This is a genomic window from Mycobacterium sp. IS-1590 (assembly GCF_001500025.1).
In the GTDB taxonomy this organism is placed as follows: Bacteria; Actinomycetota; Actinomycetes; order Mycobacteriales; family Mycobacteriaceae; genus Mycobacterium.
Window position 1 is genome coordinate 168,176 of record NZ_LQIW01000034.1, and the last position, 18,434, is coordinate 186,609.

At 67.6% G+C, this 18,434-nt stretch carries 16 protein-coding genes; 14 read left to right on the forward strand and 2 right to left on the reverse strand.

Annotation, left to right across the window (positions count from 1 at the left end; genetic code table 11):
- Positions 1-98: 98 nt before the first annotated feature.
- The 7 genes from ftsZ (at position 99) to AU197_RS18460 (ending at position 5,172) form a co-directional block, all read left to right on the forward strand.
- Positions 99-1,238, forward strand: coding sequence for a cell division protein FtsZ (gene ftsZ / locus AU197_RS18430; RefSeq protein WP_064404144.1), 1,140 nt, complete (start codon positions 99-101; stop codon positions 1,236-1,238).
- A gap of 19 nt (positions 1,239-1,257) precedes the next feature.
- A complete protein-coding gene (gene pgeF, locus AU197_RS18435; RefSeq protein ID WP_064404146.1) occupies positions 1,258-1,965 on the forward strand; it encodes a peptidoglycan editing factor PgeF in 708 nt (235 codons plus the stop codon).
- Complete coding sequence (locus AU197_RS18440; RefSeq protein ID WP_502687889.1) at positions 1,962-2,765, forward strand: YggS family pyridoxal phosphate-dependent enzyme; 804 nt, start codon at positions 1,962-1,964, stop codon at positions 2,763-2,765. Before pgeF ends, AU197_RS18440 begins: the two co-directional genes overlap by 4 nt.
- A gap of 13 nt (positions 2,766-2,778) precedes the next feature.
- Complete coding sequence (locus AU197_RS18445; protein ID WP_064404148.1) at positions 2,779-3,414, forward strand: cell division protein SepF; 636 nt, start codon at positions 2,779-2,781, stop codon at positions 3,412-3,414.
- A 110-nt stretch (positions 3,415-3,524) separates the two neighbouring features.
- Complete coding sequence (locus tag AU197_RS18450) at positions 3,525-3,815, forward strand: YggT family protein (protein WP_064349985.1); 291 nt, start codon at positions 3,525-3,527, stop codon at positions 3,813-3,815.
- A 206-nt stretch (positions 3,816-4,021) separates the two neighbouring features.
- The gene (wag31, locus tag AU197_RS18455; RefSeq protein WP_064404149.1) at positions 4,022-4,825 is read left to right on the forward strand and encodes a DivIVA-like cell division protein Wag31; all 804 of its coding nucleotides are present in this window, start codon (positions 4,022-4,024) and stop codon (positions 4,823-4,825) included.
- A gap of 26 nt (positions 4,826-4,851) precedes the next feature.
- Positions 4,852-5,172 (forward strand): hypothetical protein, encoded by a 321-nt coding sequence (locus tag AU197_RS18460; RefSeq protein WP_064404153.1) that lies wholly within the window; start codon positions 4,852-4,854, stop codon positions 5,170-5,172.
- 16 nt (positions 5,173-5,188) lie between these two features.
- On the opposite strand, the gene AU197_RS18465 is transcribed toward AU197_RS18460, so the two are convergent.
- Positions 5,189-5,860 (reverse strand): phosphoribosyltransferase, encoded by a 672-nt coding sequence (locus tag AU197_RS18465; protein ID WP_064404155.1) that lies wholly within the window; start codon positions 5,858-5,860, stop codon positions 5,189-5,191.
- Positions 5,861-5,955: 95 nt separating this feature from the next.
- Here AU197_RS18465 and AU197_RS18470 point away from each other — a divergent pair, with 95 nt between their 5' ends.
- On the forward strand, positions 5,956-7,305 hold the full coding sequence (locus tag AU197_RS18470; protein ID WP_064404157.1) for a TIGR01777 family oxidoreductase: 1,350 nt from the start codon (positions 5,956-5,958) through the stop codon (positions 7,303-7,305).
- Here AU197_RS18470 and AU197_RS18475 read toward each other — a convergent pair.
- Entirely contained in the window at positions 7,284-8,018 is a 735-nt protein-coding gene (locus AU197_RS18475) for a type 1 glutamine amidotransferase (protein WP_064404159.1), read from the reverse strand. The two genes, AU197_RS18470 and AU197_RS18475, sit on opposite strands and share 22 nt — an antisense overlap.
- Positions 8,019-8,060: 42 nt before the next feature.
- On the opposite strand from AU197_RS18475, the gene AU197_RS18480 reads away from it, so the two are divergent.
- The 6 genes from AU197_RS18480 to AU197_RS18505 all read left to right on the forward strand — a co-directional run bounded on the left by AU197_RS18480 (position 8,061) and on the right by AU197_RS18505 (position 18,433).
- Positions 8,061-9,608: a phospholipase D family protein gene (locus AU197_RS18480; protein ID WP_064404160.1), complete on the forward strand. Its 1,548-nt coding sequence runs from the start codon at positions 8,061-8,063 to the stop codon at positions 9,606-9,608.
- Entirely contained in the window at positions 9,605-11,146 is a 1,542-nt protein-coding gene (locus AU197_RS18485; protein ID WP_064404162.1) for a phospholipase D family protein, read from the forward strand. The genes AU197_RS18480 and AU197_RS18485 overlap by 4 nt, the downstream gene beginning before the upstream one ends.
- A gap of 72 nt (positions 11,147-11,218) precedes the next feature.
- Complete coding sequence (locus tag AU197_RS18490; RefSeq protein ID WP_231745028.1) at positions 11,219-14,491, forward strand: helix-turn-helix transcriptional regulator; 3,273 nt, start codon at positions 11,219-11,221, stop codon at positions 14,489-14,491.
- Between the two features lie 9 nt (positions 14,492-14,500).
- Complete coding sequence (locus AU197_RS18495) at positions 14,501-15,250, forward strand: alpha/beta fold hydrolase (protein WP_064404165.1); 750 nt, start codon at positions 14,501-14,503, stop codon at positions 15,248-15,250.
- 76 nt (positions 15,251-15,326) lie between these two features.
- A complete protein-coding gene (locus AU197_RS18500; protein WP_064404170.1) occupies positions 15,327-16,823 on the forward strand; it encodes a DUF222 domain-containing protein in 1,497 nt (498 codons plus the stop codon).
- 179 nt (positions 16,824-17,002) lie between these two features.
- The gene (locus AU197_RS18505; RefSeq protein WP_064404171.1) at positions 17,003-18,433 is read left to right on the forward strand and encodes a nitrate/nitrite transporter; all 1,431 of its coding nucleotides are present in this window, start codon (positions 17,003-17,005) and stop codon (positions 18,431-18,433) included.
- The last annotated feature ends 1 nt before the right edge of the window (position 18,434 follow it).

Sequence of the window (18,434 nt, forward strand, 5' to 3'; positions counted from 1 at the left end):
CGCGGAACAACTTGACATAACTATAACCCTCTGGTTGAGGTTTAGGGTTTGCCAAAAGGTCGGCGTGTCGTCGGACAACTTGGGAGGAAGGGATCGCGATGACCCCCCCACACAACTACCTCGCCGTCATCAAGGTGGTCGGCATCGGTGGCGGCGGAGTCAATGCCGTCAACCGGATGATCGAGCAGGGCCTCAAAGGCGTGGAGTTCATCGCCATCAACACCGACGCCCAGGCGTTGTTGATGAGCGACGCCGACGTCAAGCTCGATGTCGGCCGTGACTCCACACGCGGTCTCGGCGCGGGCGCCGACCCCGAGGTGGGGCGTAAGGCCGCCGAAGACGCCAAGGACGACATCGAGGAACTGCTGCGCGGCGCCGACATGGTGTTCGTCACGGCGGGCGAAGGTGGCGGCACCGGCACGGGTGGCGCGCCGGTGGTGGCGTCGATCGCGCGCAAGCTCGGCGCGTTGACCGTCGGCGTGGTGACACGGCCGTTCTCGTTCGAGGGCAAGCGGCGCAGTAACCAGGCCGAGAACGGAATCCAGGCGCTGCGGGAGAGCTGCGACACGCTCATCGTGATCCCAAACGACCGTCTGCTGCAGATGGGCGATGCCGCGGTGTCGCTGATGGACGCGTTCCGCAGCGCCGACGAGGTGCTGCTCAACGGTGTCCAGGGCATCACCGACCTGATCACCACGCCCGGCCTGATCAACGTCGACTTCGCCGACGTCAAGGGCGTGATGAGCGGGGCGGGCACGGCGCTGATGGGCATCGGTTCCGCGCGCGGTGACGGCCGTGCGCTCAAAGCCGCCGAGATCGCGATCAACTCGCCGCTGCTGGAGGCGTCGATGGAGGGGGCGCAGGGTGTGCTGCTCTCGGTCGCGGGCGGCAGCGATCTGGGCCTGTTCGAGATCAACGAGGCCGCGTCGCTGGTGCAGGACTCCGCTCATCCCGACGCGAACATCATCTTCGGCACGGTGATCGACGACTCGCTCGGCGACGAGGTGCGGGTCACGGTGATCGCGGCGGGCTTCGACTCCGCCGGTCCGGGACGCAAACCGGTGGTCAGCCCGGCCGAAGGCCAGGGGATCGTCCCGGGTAAGGCCGGCAAGGTGAGCACATCGCTGTTCGAGCCCGCCGATCCGGCGAGCGTGCCGGTCCACACCAACGGCGCGACGGTCAGTATCGGCGGGGACGATGACGACGACGTCGACGTGCCGCCGTTCATGCGCCACTGATCCGGTAATACTGGCGACCGTGACGGCTCGCATACGGCGCGTGACCACGACACGGGCCGGCGGCGTCTCCGCGCCGCCGTTCGACACCTTCAACCTGGGCGATCACGTCGGCGACGATCCGGCGGCCGTGGCCGCCAACCGCAAACGGCTCGGCGACGCCATCGGATTGGGCGACGACGCAATCGTGTGGATGGATCAGGTGCACGGCGATCACGTCGTCGTGGTCGACGAAGCCCCGGATCGACCTTTCGAGAAAACTGACGCATTGGTCACCGCCACACCGCGATTGGCTTTGGCGGTGGTGACCGCCGATTGCGTTCCGGTGTTATTGGCCGACGCCCGCGCGGGCGTGGTGGCCGCCGTGCACGCCGGGCGCGTCGGTGCGCACAAGGGGGTCGTCGCGCGCACCGTCGAGGTGATGTTGTCGCTCGGCGCGCACGCCGAGGACATCTCGGCATTGCTCGGTCCCGCGGCGAGCGGGCGCAATTACGAGGTCCCCGCGGCCATGGCCGCCGAGGTCGAAGCGGCGTTGCCCGGCAGCCGCACGACGAGCGCCAAGAACACTCCCGCGCTGGACCTGCGAGCCGGAATCCACCGGCAATTAACGACTTTGGGCGTCACCGCCATCGACGTCGATCCTCGCTGCACGGTCGAGGACCGCAACCTGTTCAGCCATCGACGCGACGCCCCGACCGGACGGCTGGCCTCGCTGGTGTGGATGGAGTGAGCGACACCGTGCCGTCATCCCGCGCAGCCGAGCTGAGCGAAGCGCTGGCGGCCGTGCGCAAACGGCTCGCCGCCGCCGCCGGTGCCGCGGGACGCGAAATCACCGAAATTGAATTGTTACCGGTAACCAAATTCTTCCCCGCCGACGATGTCGTTATTCTTCGTCGTTTGGGTTGCGAGGCTTTCGGTGAATCACGCGAACAGGAAGCGTCGAATAAAGTCTCAGAAATCGCTTCCATTCCGGATATCGGACCCATTCGCTGGCACATGGTCGGGCGGATACAGCGCAATAAAGCGCGGTCCATTGCCGGTTGGGCGTACGCGGCGCATTCGGTCGACACCCGCAGGTTGATCGAGGCGCTGAGCCGCGCGGCGTCCACCGCGCTCGACGAGGGCAGACGAAGTGAACCGCTGCGCGTCTTCATCCAGCTGAGCCTCGACGGGGACGAGAGCCGCGGCGGTGTCGACATCGACAGGCCCGACGCCGTCGACGAGCTGTGCGCCGCCGCGCACGCCGCATCCGGGTTGGCGTTCGCCGGCCTGATGGCGATTCCTCCGCTCGGCGAGGACGCGGACGCGGCGTTCGCGCGCGTGAACGCCGAGTACAAGAGGGTCCAGGCCGGTTTCGCGCAGCGCCTGGAGTTGTCGGCGGGGATGTCGAACGATCTCGAAGCGGCGGTCAAACACGGCTCGACATGTGTGCGTGTCGGTACCGCGTTATTGGGACAACGTCCTTTACCGTCACCAGAAGTAGTCACTCCAGTCACATCTTCATCACAGACACCAGAGTCCAGGGCATGAGAAGGGTCGAACGATGAGCACACTTCACAAGGTCAAGGCCTACTTCGGTATGGCCCCGATGGATGACTACGACGACGAGTACTACGAGGACGACGACCGCGGCGCCTCCCGTGGATATTCGCGCCGTAGTAGAGACGACCACTTCGACGACGAGGGCTACGGTCCGGGACACCGCGGTTACGACGACCGCGACTACGACGACGCGCCCGGCGGTTACCGCGGTTACGAGGATCGTTTCGAGCCGAGACTGCGCGCACCGCGCGAGTTCGAGCGTCCCGCACCACGTTTCGCGCCGATGCGCGGTGCCACCCGCGGCGCGCTGGCCATGGACCCCCGCAGGATGGCCGAGTTGTTCGAGGCCGGCAGCCCGCTGGCGAAGATCACCACGCTGCGGCCCAAGGATTACAGCGAGGCCCGCACCATCGGCGAACGGTTCCGTGACGGAACCCCGGTGATCATGGACCTGGTGTCGATGGACAACGCCGACGCCAAGCGCCTCGTCGACTTCGCCGCAGGCCTGGCATTCGCGCTGCGGGGCTCGTTCGACAAGGTCGCCACGAAGGTTTTCCTGCTGTCTCCGGCAGACATCGACGTGACGGCCGAGGAGCGGCGCCGCATCGCCGAGGCCGGCTTCTACTCCTATCAGTAGGCGCCTCGCCGACGGGTAGGCTGGCGTCGCGTGCGGGCTTGAGCGCGACCCTGCCTGTATCGAGCCTGTTGTAGAAGTCACACCTGTGCCCGTAGTGAGGACCGTCGGCGTTGTCGCTCTTCTTTGAAATCCTGGGCTTCGCCCTGTTCGTCTTCTGGCTGCTGCTGATCGCGCGGGTCGTGGTCGAGTTCATCCGCTCGTTCTCCCGGGACTGGCACCCCAAGGGCGCCACCGTGGTGATCCTCGAGATCATCATGACGCTGACCGACCCGCCGGTGAAGCTGCTGCGGCGGCTCATTCCCCAGCTCACGATAGGTGCGGTGCGGTTCGACCTGTCGATCATGGTGCTGCTGCTGGTCGCCTTCATCGGCATGCAACTGGCCTTCGGCGCAGCGGCCTGAGACCACGCACGCAACGGACCTTTGCCCGGAAGAAATTGAGCGACGGAATGGTCGCGGGGTCTCCGGCCGTGTTTGAAATTCGCTCTTAATTTCATCCTCTTCTGCTACGGCCGCGGCTGGTGTGACAGGATGGACGCCAGTTACGTTCCACCCACGCTCTACACTTTGAGACCGGTTGACTGTCCAGACTTCAATAGGGGGCGACAATGCCGCTCACACCCGCCGACGTTCACAACGTCGCGTTCAGCAAGCCACCCATTGGCAAGCGCGGCTACAACGAGGACGAGGTTGACGCCTTCCTCGATCTGGTCGAGAACGAGCTGACGCGGCTCATCGAGGAGAACACCGATCTCCGGCAGCGTGTCGCCGAGCTGGACCAGGAGTTGGCTGCTGCCCGCTCCGGCGGCGGTGGGCAGTCGACACAGGCCATGCCCGTCTACGAGCAGCCCGCCCCCGAGCCCGCTCCGACGCCGCAGCCGGTCTACGAGGCGCCCTCGGCCCAGGCCAGTGAGGACCAGGCGTTGAAGGCGGCCAAGGTGTTGAGCCTCGCGCAGGACACGGCGGACCGGTTGACCAGCACCGCCAAGGCCGAGTCGGAGAAGCTGCTCGCCGACGCGCGGGCACAGGCCGACGCCCTGGTGAGCGAGGCGCGGCAGACCGCCGAGACCACCGTCGCGGATGCTCGCCAGCGCGCCGACGCGATGCTGGCCGACGCCCAGACCCGCTCGGAAGCGCAACTGCGCCAGGCGCAGGAGAAGGCCGACGCCCTGCAGGCCGACGCGGAGCGCAAGCACTCCGAGATCATGGGCACCATCAATCAGCAGCGCACGGTGCTGGAGGGTCGCCTCGAACAGTTGCGCACGTTCGAGCGTGAGTACCGCACCCGGCTCAAGACCTATCTGGAGTCCCAGCTCGAGGAGCTCGGCCAGCGCGGTTCGGCCGCGCCCGTCGACTCGAGCGCCGGAAACGACGGTGGCGGCTTCAATCAGTTCAACCGGGGAAACAACTGAACCCCGGTTTGGCCTAGGGTTGATCAATGCTGATCGTTGCGCTCGTCCTCGCTGTCATCGGCCTCGCGGCGCTGGTGACAGCGGTTGTCACCAGCAATGAACTGATCGCCTGGGTCTGTATCGCGGCCAGCGTGATCGGTGTCGTGCTTCTGATCGTCGATGCGGTGCGGGAGCGGTCGGGCCGCAAGGCCGACACGGCCGCCGACGCTCCGACCGATGCCGACCCGGAGTATTACGAGGACTATCCCGACGATCAGACCGAGCAACCCGAATACGCGGGCGAGCCCGGCGCCGACGACGAGACCACGGTCGTCGAACAAGCAGACTCCGGCGAAGACCGACGTTAAACCGTTGCAACCCTTGCTAATTCCCGTCGGCTAACAGTTCGCGGACCTCGTCGTCGCTGACCTGATGGAAGTCGGCGAACACCTGCCCGACGGCCTCGAAGCCCGGGGGCATGCACGCACAGACCACGTCGTCGGCTTCCTTGGCCAGATCCCGGCACGCCGACGGCGGCCCGACCGGCACCGCCACGACGACGCGCGCCGGGTTCTTGGCCCGCACGGCGCGCACGGCGGCGAGCATGCTGGCTCCCGTCGCGATCCCGTCGTCGACGAGGATCACCGTCCTGCCCGCCAGTTCCGGGGGTGGCCGGTCGCCCCGGTAGGCCCGCTCGCGGCGATGCAACTCGTCGGTCTCGCGAGCGATCGCGGCTTGTATCGCCTCGTCGCCGATGCCGAGGCTGCGGACGAGATTGTCGTTGATCACCACGCCGCCGCCGCTGGCCAACGCGCCCATGGCCAATTCCTCCCACTGCGGCACCCCGAGCTTGCGGACCAGGAAGACGTCGAGGGGAGCGTCGAGCGAGCGCGCCACCTGCCAGGCGACCGGAACGCCGCCACGCGCGAGACCCAGTACCACCACATCGTGGCCGCGGTAGGACGACAACTCACCGGCCAGGACCTCGCCGGCCTCACCGCGGTTCTGATACAGGCGCTTGCCGCTTCGGCGGGCGAGCCCGCTCCATCCGTTCATGACAGTCGCTTCGATGTCGGGACCTTGTCAGACTACGACCGTGGGTACCCCACCCGAAGGCAATCCATCGGCATGACGGCGACGAATATCAAGACATGGGAATCGAATACGAGAGCGTCGTCGAGCACCCGCGCGACGAGGTGTTCGCGTGGCACGCACGACCCGGCGCGATGAGGCGGCTGGTCCCGCCGTGGCAGCCGATGAAGGTGATCGCGGAAGCGGGATCGCTGGCCGATGGGCGCGCGGTGCTCGGGTTGCCGGGTGGTCTGCGTTGGATCGCCCAACACGACCCGCAGCGTTACGACCCGCCGCGCCGCTTTGTCGACGTGCTGTCCTCGGACGGGCCTGCGTCGTGGCCGCCGCGCCTGGTCGGCCGGTGGACCCACATCCACGAGCTCGGTGAGGCCTCCGGCGGCACCCGGGTGTACGACCGCGTCGAGGCACCGGTGCCGGGGGCGGCGTTGCGGCCGATGTTCGCCTACCGCCACCGCCAGCTGACCGACGACCTGGCGGCCCACCGCGACGCCGCCGACGCCGGGCTTGCACCGCTCACCGTCGCGGTCACGGGTGCGTCGGGTCTGGTCGGATCGGCGTTGACCGCGTTCCTGAGCACGGGAGGCCACCGGGTGATCTCGCTGGTGCGACGGGCAGCGACGGGCCCCGACGAACGGCAGTGGAACCCCGACCGGCCCGATCCCGGACTGTTGGCCGGCGTCGACGCGGTCGTGCACCTGGCGGGCGCGTCCATTGCCGGCCGGTTCACCGACGCCCATAAGGACGCGATCCGCGCCAGCCGCGTCGGACCGACCCGGCGGCTCGCCGAGGCGGCGGCGCGGACCGAGGACGGGCCGCGCATCTTCGTCAGTGCCTCGGCGGTCGGCATCTACGGTTTCGACCGCGGTGATGCGGCGCTCACCGAGGAAAGCGTGGTCGGCGACGGTTTCCTGGCCGAGGTGGTCCGCGACTGGGAGGCTGCGACGGCTCCTGCCGCCGAGGCGGGCCTGCGGGTCGTCACCGTCCGGACGGGAGTCGTGCAGTCCGCGCGTGGCGGCACGCTGCGGCTGATGCGACCGTTGTTCGCCGCCGGACTGGGTGGCCGGTTGGGTAATGGCAGGCAATGGCTGGCGTGGATCGCGCTCGACGATCTGCTCGACGTCTACCTTCGCGCGCTCTACGACGACCGGATGGCCGGTCCGGTCAACGCGGTGGCTCCTCATCCGGTGCGCAACACCGACTACACCAGGACGTTGGCGCGGGTGCTGCATCGTCCCGCGGTGGTGCCCGTTCCGTCGTTCGGGCCGCGGCTACTGCTCGGGGAGCAGGGGGCCCGCGAACTCGCCGAGGCCAATCAGCGAGTGCTGCCCGCCGCCCTGCAGGCGCTGGGACACCGCTTCCGGCATCCGTCCCTCGACGGCGCGCTCGCTCACGAGCTCGGCCGCGGTTGATCGACCAGGCGCGTCACGAAACCGTGGACGAGACGCCGCACGCGGACGGCCGCATCTTGGGCGAATGAGCTTGTCTGGCAGCGCAATTGGTCATGGGTGAGGCCGAACGCCGCGATCTCGCCGATTTCGTCGTCGGCCAACCATCGGTCCAGCAGCTCGAGGTCGACCTCGGGATGGAATTGCAGCGCGAGCGCGCGGCCGAGCAGGAACGCCTGAGATGCGTTGGCGGTGCGGGCCAGTTCGGTGGCGCCGGGCGGCAGCGTCCAGCGGTCGTAGTGCCACTGCAACCAGCGGCCGTCGGGCACCAACCCGCGATCGGCGGACTCGACGTCATACCAACCGATCTCGGGTGACGGCGACCGTGTGACCGTTCCGCCGAACGTCTGCGCCAGCAGTTGTCCGCCGAAGCAGATGCCGAGGATCGCGATACCGGCGTCGGCGGCGCTGCGCATCATCGCCATCTCCTCGCCGACCCAGGTGCTGCGCAGCGCGTCGTCGTAGACGGGCCAGCGCGCGCCGAGGGGCACGATCGCGTCGTAGTTCGTCGGGTCGGGGAACGCCACGTGGCCGGAAGGGGAGTGTGCACGCTCGGCGGGCACCACCTCGAAGGTGTGCACGTCGAAGCCCTCGTCGACGAACGCCTCGCCCAGCAGGCCTTCGGGGGCGATGTGCTCGTTGTAGAGGAACAGGACCTTTGCCGTCACGAGCCCCATTATTTCGCGCGTAGATCCACCGTCGAGTGGGCACTCCACGGGGTGTCAGTGCTGGCCGAATGGTTCCTCACCTCCGGTGAACGCGGCAACCCCAGTTGGAGGCTGCCGACCTGGAGTGAGGGCAACCAGGCTGAGGCCTTGATTCACGGGGTGTCCTACTTCGATCGGCTCGTCACGGAGGTGGAGGCGCTCGGTGCCGGAGACCACCTGTTCTTCGCCGACTGGCGCGGTGACGCCGACCAGAGGTTGCGTGACAACGGCCCGACCGTCGCCGAACTGTTCCGCGCGGCGGCCGAGCGTGGTGTGCTCGTCAAGGGCCTGATGTGGCGGTCGTATCCGAATCGCTTGCAGTTCAACGAGGAGCAGAACCGCCACCTGGCCGAGACGATCGAACGCGCGGGCGGGGAGGTGTTGCTCGATCAGCGGGTCCTGGTGGGCGGATCGCATCATCAGCGACTGGTGTTGCTGCGCCATCCCGGCGCACCGGACCGCGACGTGGCGTTCATCGGAGGCATCGACCTGTGCCACTCGCGCCGCGACGACGCGTCGCACCGCGGCGACCCGCAGGCGGTGCAGATGTCGAGTAGATACGGGGAGCGGCCGCCGTGGCACGACGTGCAATTGCAGGTGCGAGGCCCGGTCATCGGCGCGCTGGACGTCACGTTCCGGGAGCGGTGGACCGCGCGGGCGCCGCTGGATCTGTTCAACCCGCTTGCGTGGCTTCGCGACAGGTTCGGTGGAGAGGACGAGCGGCGACGCCCGCTACCGGACCAACCGCCGGACCCGCCGGAGTGCGGGCCGCATGCGGTACAGGTGCTGCGCACGTACGGTGACGCGTTGATCCAGTATGAGTTCGCCAAGGAGGGCGAGCGCAGCATTGCGCGCGGTTACACGAAAGCGATTCGACGCGCCAGGCGGCTGATCTATCTGGAGGATCAGTATCTGTGGTCGGAGGAGATCGCCAACCTCTTGGTCGAGGCGTTGACCGCCAACCCCGAGTTGCAGCTGGTGGCCGTCGTGCCGCGGTACTTCGACCTGGAGGGTGGGCTCGGCCGGCCGCCCACGTTGGTCGGGCGCCAGCTCGCGCTCGACGCGTGCCGACGCGCCGCCCCCGACCGGGTGCACGTGTTCGATGTCGAGAACCACGAGGGCACACCGGTTTACGTTCATTCCAAGGTATGCATCATCGATGACACCTGGGCCTGCATCGGCAGCGACAACTTCAACCGCCGGTCGTGGACGCATGACAGCGAACTGTCGTGCGCGGTGCTCGACGCCGACGACAGCTTCGCGCGAGACCTGCGGCTGAGGTTGCTGCGCGAGCATCTCGACCGGGCCGAGGACGGCAGCGAGGACCAGGGGCTGCTCGACCCCGCCACCGCTGTCGCTGAGATCGCCGGGTGCGCAGACACTTTGGAGCAGTGGCATCGATCGGGCCGCACCGGCTCGAGGCCGCCGGGCCGACTGCGACCGCACCAGAGCGAGCGGGTCGATCCGCTGACGCGGTTGTGGGCCGAACCCGCCTACCGGATGATCTTCGACCCCGACGGTCGCTCGTATCGCGACCGGCTGTTGCGGAGGCGGCCGTGAACGTCGAGGAGTGGTTCCTGACCGCGCAGGAGCGCGGCAACCCGGCGTCGGACATCCCGGCGTGGTGCGACGGCAACCGCGTCGAACCGCTGGTGCACGGGTCGACCTATTTCGATCACCTCGCCACCGAGGTGGAGGCGCTGGGGGCGGGCGACTACGTGTTCTTCACCGACTGGCGTGGGGACCCCGACCAGAAGATGCGCGAGGACGGTCCGACCGTTCGCGAATTGTTCTGCCGCGCAGCCGAACGCGGGGTGGTGGTCAAGGGTCTGGTGTGGCGATCGCATCTGGACGAGCTGTCCTACAGCGAGGACGAGAACCGCCATCTCGGTGAGCACATCGAGGAGGCCGGCGGGGAGGTCCTGTTGGATCAGCGGGTGCGGATCGGCGGTTCGCACCACCAGAAGCTGGTCGTGATCCGCCATCCCGGTCAGCCGGAGCGCGATGTGGCGTTCGCGGGGGGCATCGATCTGTGTCACTCGCGGCGCGACGACGCCTCGCACCGCGGCGACCCCCAGGCGATCGAGATGTCGCCGCGCTACGGTGAGCATCCGCCGTGGCACGACGTGCAGTTGCGCCTGCACGGGCCGGTCGTGGGTGCGCTGGACCTGACGTTTCGCGAGCGGTGGAACGATCCCGCGTCGCTGGACATGCTGAACCCGCTGGCGTGGCTGCGCGACAAGTTCGGTGGCGCGGACATGACGGCCGATCCGCTGCCCGAGCAACCGCCGGACCCGCCGCGGTGTGGCCCGCACACGGTGCAGGTGTTGCGCACCTACCCGGACGCCCATTTCGCCTACGACTTCGCACCGAACGGGGAGCGCAGCATCGCGCGCGCCTACAGCAAGGCGGTGCCACGTGCGCGCCGGTTGATCTACCTGGAGGACCAGTATCTGTGGTCCAAACGGGTGGCTGACCTGTTCGCGTCCGCGCTGCGGGACAACCCCGAACTGCATCTGCTCGCGGTGGTGCCGCGCTATCCCGACGTCGATGGCCGGTTGGCCCTGCCGCCCAACCAGGTCGGCCGGTGGCAGGCGATCGAGACGTGTCACCGCGCCGCACCGGAACGGGTGCACGTGTTCGACGTCGAGAACCACGAGGGCACACCGGTGTACGTGCACGCGAAGGTGTGCGTGATCGACGACGTGTGGGCATGCTCGGGCAGCGACAACTTCAACCGGCGCTCGTGGACCCACGACAGCGAGCTGTCCTGCGCGGTGCTCGACGAGGATGGCGAATTCGCCCGCGATCTGCGGTTGCGGTTGATGCGCGAGCACCTGGACCGCGCCGACGACGGCAGCCAGGACGGCGGGCTTGTCGACCCAGCCACCGCGGTCGGCGAGATCGTCGATGCGGCGGAGGCGTTGGAAGCGTGGTACGCGTCCGGTCGGCGGGGTCCGAGACCGCCGGGGCGGTTGCGTCCGCACAAGGCCGAACGCCTCGGGCTGTTGACCCGGCTGTGGGCCGAGCCGACCTACCGGTTCATGTACGACCCGGACGGCCGATCGTACAGGGACCGGCTGAAACGACGGTTGTAGCCCGCAGCCAGGGCGCAAAAGTACGCGTTTGCGCTGATGTTTGCCCTACGTCCGGGTCGCATGCTGGCTAGCATGAGCGCACTCGAGTGGAGCGAACTTGGTGTGAGCGGGCTGCCGACCGGAACGGTGACGTTGCTGCTGGCCGACGTCGAGGGTTCGACGCGGTTATGGGACTCGCAGCCCGAAGAAATGCGCGCTGCGATCCGGCGGCTCGACGCGACATTGGCGGATCTCATCGTCTTTCACAACGGCGCCCGCCCCGTCGAGCAGGGGGAGGGCGACAGCTTCGTGCTGGCCTTCGCCCGGGCCAGCGATGCGGTGGCCTGCGCACTGGCGTTGCAGCAGGCGCCGCTGGCCCCGATTCGGTTGCGCATCGGCCTGCACACCGGTGAAATCCAGCTACGCGACGAATCTAACTACATCGGCACGACCATCAACCGTACGGCGCGGCTACGCGATCTCGCGCACGGCGGACAGACGGTGCTCACCGGCGCGACCGAGTCCATGGTGATCGACTATCTGCCCGACGGCGCATGGCTCACCGATCTCGGGTCCCATCCGCTGCGCGACCTCCCGCGCCCGGAACGCGTCGTGCAGTTGTGCCACCCCGACATCCGCAACGATTTTCCGCCGCTGCGCATCGCCGAGACCGCGGTGAGGCCTGACCTACCCGCGCAACTGACGCGATTCATCGGGCGCCGCAAGCAGATCGGCGAGATCGGTGAGCTCCTGACCGGCAGCCGGCTGGTGACGCTGACGGGCGCGGGTGGGGTGGGCAAGACACGGCTGGCCGTGCAGATCGCGGATCGCATCGAAGGGCGACCGGTCTGGTACGTGGACCTGGCGCCGATCAGCGATGCGGACCTCGTTCCCGTCGCCGTGCTGCGCTCACTCGGTGTCCCGGATCAACCGGGCCGCTCGACGATGGACAGCATCGTCGAATTCATCGGCGAGCGCCCGGGTTTCGCAGTGCTCGACAACTGCGAACACCTCCTCGAGGTGAGCGCCGAGTTGATCACCACGCTGCTGGAGCGGTGTCCGAACCTGACCCTGCTGGCCACCAGCCGTGAGCCGATCGGCGTCGAGGGCGAACTCATCTGGCGGGTGGCGTCCCTGTCGATCGAGGACGAAGCCGTCGAGCTGTTCATCGACCGCGCCCGACATGTTCAGTCGGATTTCACTCCCTCGGACGAGGAACTCGCCGTCGTCGGCGAGATCTGCAGGCGTTTGGACGGCATGCCGCTGGCCATCGAGTTGGCGGCCGCCCGGGTCCGCGCACTGTCCGTCCGGGAGATCCTCGACGGCCTGCACGACAGGTTCCGTCTGCTGACGGGCGGATCACGAAAAGCGGTGCGCCGCCAGCAGACACTCAAGGCCTCCGTGGACTGGTCGCATCAGATGTTGACCGAACCCGAGCGTGTCGTCTTCCGGCGGCTGGCGGCGTTCGCCGGAGACTTCGATCTCGAGGCCGCGCAAGCGGTGGCCACGGGCGGAGAGGTCGAGCGCTTTCAGGTACTGGATCTGCTGATGCTCCTGGTCGACAAGTCGCTGGTGTTGGCCGAGAGTTCCAGTGGGCGAGTGCGATACCGGTTACTGGAAACGGTCCGCCAGTACGCGTTGGACAAACTCGGTGAGTCCGGTGAAGCCGACACCGTGCGCGGCCGCCACCGGGATCACTACACCTCGATGACAGCGCGGCTGGAGGCACCTGGTTGTTCCGAGTACGAACGCCTGGTCTCCCAGGCCGAAATCGAGATCGACAACCTCCGTGCCGCTTTCGCGTGGAGCCGCGAGGGGCAGGACGTCGACGCGGCGTTGCGCCTCGCAAGCTCACTGCAGCCGCTGTGGCTCATGCGCGGGCGGGTCCAAGAGGGGTTGTCCTGGTTCAACGCCGTGCTGAACGATCCGGCGCCGGTAGGGGCGTCCGACGTTGTAGCGCGGCTCAGTGCGATTGCCGATCGGGCGGTGCTCCACGCGTGGGCGGTCACGGTCGGCGTCACGGATGATCTCGAACAGGCCCTGGCGACGGCGAGGGAGCTCGACAACCCCGCGCTGTTGCTTCGGGTGCTGGTGTCGTGTGTTGGCGTGGCCACGTTCGATGCGCAGGCGGCCTACCCGTATATCGACGAAGCACTCGGGTTGGCACGGCTGTTGGACGATCGGTGGCGACTGTGCCAGATCCTCGGTTGGAAGGCCCTCGTCGCCATCCTTGTCGGAGATCCGGTGGCGGCGCGGAAAGCCGGCGAGGAGGGCCGGGCGCTGGCCGAGGAAGTCGGAGACGTGTTCATGTCGCGCACGAACCGCTATTGGGGCCCCGCGATGGCGTCGTTTCAGCAGGGCGATCTGAAGTTCGGCATAGATTCGTTGCAGGCACTGCTCGCCGAGGCCGATGCATCGGGAGACGTGCTGCACGGCCTCCTTGCGCGCATCGCTCTTGCGCACGCGCACGCCTTGACGGGTGATTCCGCCGTGGGGCGGAGTCTGGCCGAGGCGGCCACTGAAATGGCATCCACGGTCGGTCCTTATCTCGAACCGTGGGCGTACGCGGCGTTGGCTTATGCGGCTCTCGCCGAAAGCGATCTGAATGCGGCTGGGCAAGCGTGTGATTTGGCGTGGCAGCGCATCAACGCGCAGCCGGAAACCGCGATAACGAACGTCAATCCGCTGGCATTGCTGGCACTCGCTCGAGGTGATCTAAGCGCCGCCAGGGAGTACGCGGACGTTGACGTGTTGCTGATGCAGGGGTGGCATCTGGCGCGCGCCCTGGTAATCCGCGGTCGTGTCGCGACGGCGCAGGGTGAACTGGTGCAGGCCGATGAGGATCTGCGCCGAGCGCTCGACTGCATTGCCGGCCATCAGACCTATCAGGTCGCCCCCGATGCCTTCGAGGTGCTCGGTGAGTTGACAGGTGCGGCCGGCGACCATCGCAGTGCGGCGCGATTCCTGGGCGCCGCCGACGCCATGCGCGCACGCACGGGATTGGTCCGGCTCCGGGTGCACGACGCGACGTATGCGGCGGCGATCGCGCAGCTTCGCGAAACCCTGGGCGAGAACGACTTCGAGTCTTTGTGGGATGAAGGAGCAGCGCTGTCCGTCGAGGAGGCGATCGCGTACGCGCTGCGCGGACGCGGTGGGCGCAAACGCCCGGCCAGCGGCTGGAAATCTCTGACGCCGACCGAGCTCGGCGTGGTCCGATTGGTTGCCGAGGGGCTCGGCAACAAGGACATCGCCGCAAGGCTTTTCGTGTCTCATCGGACGGTGCAGACGCATCTGACCCACGTCTACACCAAGCTGGGACTGGCGTCGCGCGTGCAGCTGGCTCAGGAGGCCGCGCGGCACGCCTAGGATCGCGGTATGACAGTCGTTCTGGTGCATGGCATTCCGGAGACGGATGCGATCTGGGGTCCGTTGGTTGATGCGCTCGGCCGCGATGACGTGGTGCGGCTCTCCCCGCCCGGGTTCGGCGCACCAGTGCCCGACGGCTTCGGCGCGACGTATCTCGACTATCGCGACTGGCTCGAGCGCGAGCTGGAGCGCTTCGACGAACCGGTTGACCTGGTCGGGCACGACTGGGGCGGCGGACACGTCCTGAACGTGGCGATGCACCGACCGGAGCTCCTGCGCACCTGGGCCAGTGATGTCGTGGGGCTGTTCGACCCCGAGTACGTCTGGCACGACTTGGCCCAGGTATGGCAGACGCCGGGTGCCGGCGAGGAGTTGGTCGAGGCGATGATGGGCGGCACCGTCGAGGAGCGCTCCGCGCAGTTGGCCGAGCTCGGCCTTCCCGCCGACGTCGCCACATCGCTGGCGGAGGCGCAGGGTCCGGAGATGGGGCGCGCGATCCTGGTGCTGTACCGATCGGCCGCCCAGCCGGTTCTTCGCGAGTCCGGGCGGGGGTTGGGCACCGCCGCGTCGCGGCCCGGCCTGTCGATACTCGCCACCGAGGATCCGTACGTCGGAACCGACGACATGCGCCGCCGGGCGGCCGAGCGTGCCGGCGCGCGGACCGAAGTTCTCGAGGGGCTCGGACACTGGTGGATGGTCCAGGATCCGGCGCTCGGGGCCGAGGTGCTCACGCGCTTCTGGGAGACCGCCGCTGACTGACGGTCGTGTCGGCTCAGCCGTTCGCGCGCATTTCTGATGAGTCAACGCGTCGGTGGGCCGTGGCATACTCGAACACATGTTCGACTCAGAGTTCTCGGAGGCTGACGACGCGGCCGTCGTCGCTGCGATCGAGGAGAGCACGCGGGCCGAAGCAAGGGCGGGAGCCCGGCGGCTGGCGGCCATCGCCGAACTCGCCCGCCGCCGGGTCGACGATGACGACCGAGCAGCATTCGACGGTTGGGATGCGGCCGCCGCCGAAGTCGCGGCCGCTATGACCGTCGGCCACAGGCGGGCCTCGGCACAGATGCGCATAGCGATCGCACTTCGGGACCGGCTTCCGCGCGTTGCGGCGCTGTATCTGCAGGGCGCCATCAACTCCCGGGTCGTCTCGGCGCTCACGTGGCGCACACAGCTCGTTTACGACGATGAGGCGCTGGCCTTGATCGACGCTGCCCTTGCAGAAGGCGCGACGAAATGGGGTCGGCTGTCCGATGACAAGCTCGAGAGGGCAATTGACGCGTGGGTCGAGCGGTACGATCCAGAAGCCTTGCGCCACGGCGAAACAACCATGCGCAGCAGAGACTTCTCGGTCGGCAACATCGACGATCCGGCAGGAACCACGTCGGTGTGGGGCCGGCTGCTGGCCACGGATGGGGCGGTTCTCAAACGTCGCATCGCCGCAATGGTGCAGGGCCTGTGCGATGCCGATCCTCGATCCGCCGGTGAGCGCCGATCGGATGCCATCGGTGCGATGATCTCGGGCAATGACCGCCTCGCGTGCCGCTGTGGATCTGACACGTGTCCGTCGGCTGACGTGCCGCGGTCGTCGAACGTCGTCGTCAACGTTTTCGCCGAGCGGTCAGCGGCCGAAGCGGCATTACAGCAGCCGACAGCCGGCGAGTCCCAGGCACCTGCCCCGACAGCCCGCCAGTCCCAGGCACCTGCCCCGACAGCCCGCCAGTCCCAGGGACCTGCCCCGACAGCCGGCGAGTCGAAGGCCAAGCCGCCCACAGCACTCATCCTCGGCGAGGACATCCTGCCTGCACCGTTGCTGGCCCAACTGATCCGCGATGGCGCGAAGATCCGTCCGATCAAACTGCCCAGCGACGAGCCCGAGCCGCGTTACCGCCCGTCCGCGGACTTGGCCCAGTTCGTGCGCATGCGAGATCTGCACTGCCGGGCCCCTGGCTGCAGCGCGCCAGCCGATCGTTGCGACATCGACCACACCACCCCGTATCCGTTCGGTCCCACACATGCGTCAAATCTCAAGTGCCTGTGTCGAAAACACCATCTAGCCAAGACATTTGGTGGATGGGACGATGTTCAGCTGCCAGACGGCACGGTGATCTGGACCTCGCCGAGCGGTCGGAAATACACCACTAAACCCGGAAGCAAGCTGTTCTTTCCGACGTGGGATACGACGACCGCTGACCTTCCTCCACCGCCGACCTCGCCGCCGACGGTCTGCGACCGCGGGCTGATGATGCCGCTGCGACGGCGTAGCCGCGCCGCCGAATACGCCGCGCGAATCAAGGCCGAACGCGCGAGGAACCGGCGACCGGCGCCCTTCTGAAACCTGCGGCGCTTTCGCCGAGGTGCGGCCGCCCATTTGAAGATGCCGCGGAGTGGCCCCGGCCACATTTGTTTCGGCTTGGTTTCGTGCACCCCGCACGCGTATCCGTTACGTATGTGAGCTGGAGTTGACGTTTACGTCACGATGACGCAACGGATGCGGAATGGGTTCGGGCGACTCTGGTGCCCGTGAAGACTCTGAGCCGCAGCCGCACCATCGAACACTGGGACGCCGAGGACGTCGAGGCGTGGGAGTCGGGCGGCAAGGACATCGCCAAGCGGAACCTGATCTGGTCCATCTTCGCCGAGCACGTCGGATTCTCGGTGTGGTCGATCTGGTCGGTGATGGTGCTGTTCATGCCCCAGGACGTCTACGGCATCGACGCGGCGGGCAAGTTCTACCTGGTCGCGATGCCCACCCTGGTCGGCGCGTTCATGCGGATCCCCTACACCATCGCGCCCGCGCGCTTCGGTGGGCGCAACTGGACCATCGTCAGCGCCCTGTTGCTGTTGATACCGACCGTCTTGACCCTGTGGGCGATGAGCAACCCCGGCACGTCCTACACCACGTTCATGATCGTGGCAGCGGTGGCGGGAGTCGGCGGCGGTAACTTCGCCTCCTCGATGACGAACATCAACGCGTTTTACCCGCAGCGGCTCAAGGGCTGGGCGCTCGGCCTGAACGCCGGCGGCGGCAACATCGGCGTGCCGGTGATCCAGCTGGTCGGCCTGCTGGTGATCGCCACCGTCAGCAACACCGCCCCCGAAATCGTCTGCGCCATCTACCTTGTCCTGATCGCGTTGGCCGCGCTGGGGGCGGCGCTGTTCATGGACAACCTCGGCAACCAGCGGTCCAACCTCGGCGCAATGGCAGAGGCGTTGCGGTTCAAGCACTCCTGGGTGATGAGCTTCCTCTACATCGGCACGTTCGGCTCGTTCATCGGCTTCTCGTTCGCCTTCGGCCAGGTGCTGCAGATCAACTTCCTCGCAGGCGGCGACACCCCGGCGCAGGCCTCGCTGCACGCCGCCCAGATCGCGTTCATCGGCCCACTGCTCGGGTCCATCTCACGCCCGTTCGGCGGCAAGCTGGCCGACCGGATCGGGGGTGGCAGGATCACGCTCTACACGTTTGTCGCGATGATCTTCGCCGCCGGAATTCTGGTGACGGCGGGCGTTCTCGACGACGGCATGGCGGGCGCGGCCACCGCCGGGCAGATGGCCGCCTACGTCACCGGATTCATCCTGCTGTTCATCCTCTCGGGCATCGGCAACGGCTCGACGTACAAGATGATCCCCTCGATCTTCGAGGCCAAGGCGCAGGGCCGCGACGAATGGAGCCGCGAGGACAAGGCCGCCTGGTCGCGCAGCATGTCCGGCGCGCTGATTGGCTTCGCCGGTGCGGTCGGCGCCCTCGGCGGCGTATTCATCAACGTCGTCCTGCGCGCCTCGTACGTCAGCGACGCCAAGTCGGCCACCAACGCGTTCTGGGTGTTCCTCGGGTTCTACGTGATCTGCGCGATCGTCACGTGGTTCGTGTTCCTGCGCATGCAGACCTCGCGGGCCGGCGCCGGCGAGCAGGTCGGCCGCGCCACCGCACCGGTGCCCGCTTGAC

What these genes read in the sequence shown, in the direction of transcription:
- AU197_RS18460 (WP_064404153.1), top strand. Translation starts at nt 4,852, where the DNA reads ATGCTGATCGTTGCGCTCGTCCTCGCTGTCATCGGCCTCGCGGCGCTG.
- AU197_RS18475 (WP_064404159.1), bottom strand. Translation starts at nt 8,018, where the DNA reads ATGGGGCTCGTGACGGCAAAGGTCCTGTTCCTCTACAACGAGCACATC.
- AU197_RS18495 (WP_064404165.1), top strand. Translation starts at nt 14,501, where the DNA reads ATGACAGTCGTTCTGGTGCATGGCATTCCGGAGACGGATGCGATCTGG.
- AU197_RS18465 (WP_064404155.1), bottom strand. Translation starts at nt 5,860, where the DNA reads ATGAACGGATGGAGCGGGCTCGCCCGCCGAAGCGGCAAGCGCCTGTAT.
- AU197_RS18470 (WP_064404157.1), top strand. Translation starts at nt 5,956, where the DNA reads ATGGGAATCGAATACGAGAGCGTCGTCGAGCACCCGCGCGACGAGGTG.
- ftsZ (WP_064404144.1), top strand. Translation starts at nt 99, where the DNA reads ATGACCCCCCCACACAACTACCTCGCCGTCATCAAGGTGGTCGGCATC.
- AU197_RS18445 (WP_064404148.1), top strand. Translation starts at nt 2,779, where the DNA reads ATGAGCACACTTCACAAGGTCAAGGCCTACTTCGGTATGGCCCCGATG.
- AU197_RS18490 (WP_231745028.1), top strand. Translation starts at nt 11,219, where the DNA reads ATGAGCGCACTCGAGTGGAGCGAACTTGGTGTGAGCGGGCTGCCGACC.
- AU197_RS18500 (WP_064404170.1), top strand. Translation starts at nt 15,327, where the DNA reads ATGTTCGACTCAGAGTTCTCGGAGGCTGACGACGCGGCCGTCGTCGCT.
- wag31 (WP_064404149.1), top strand. Translation starts at nt 4,022, where the DNA reads ATGCCGCTCACACCCGCCGACGTTCACAACGTCGCGTTCAGCAAGCCA.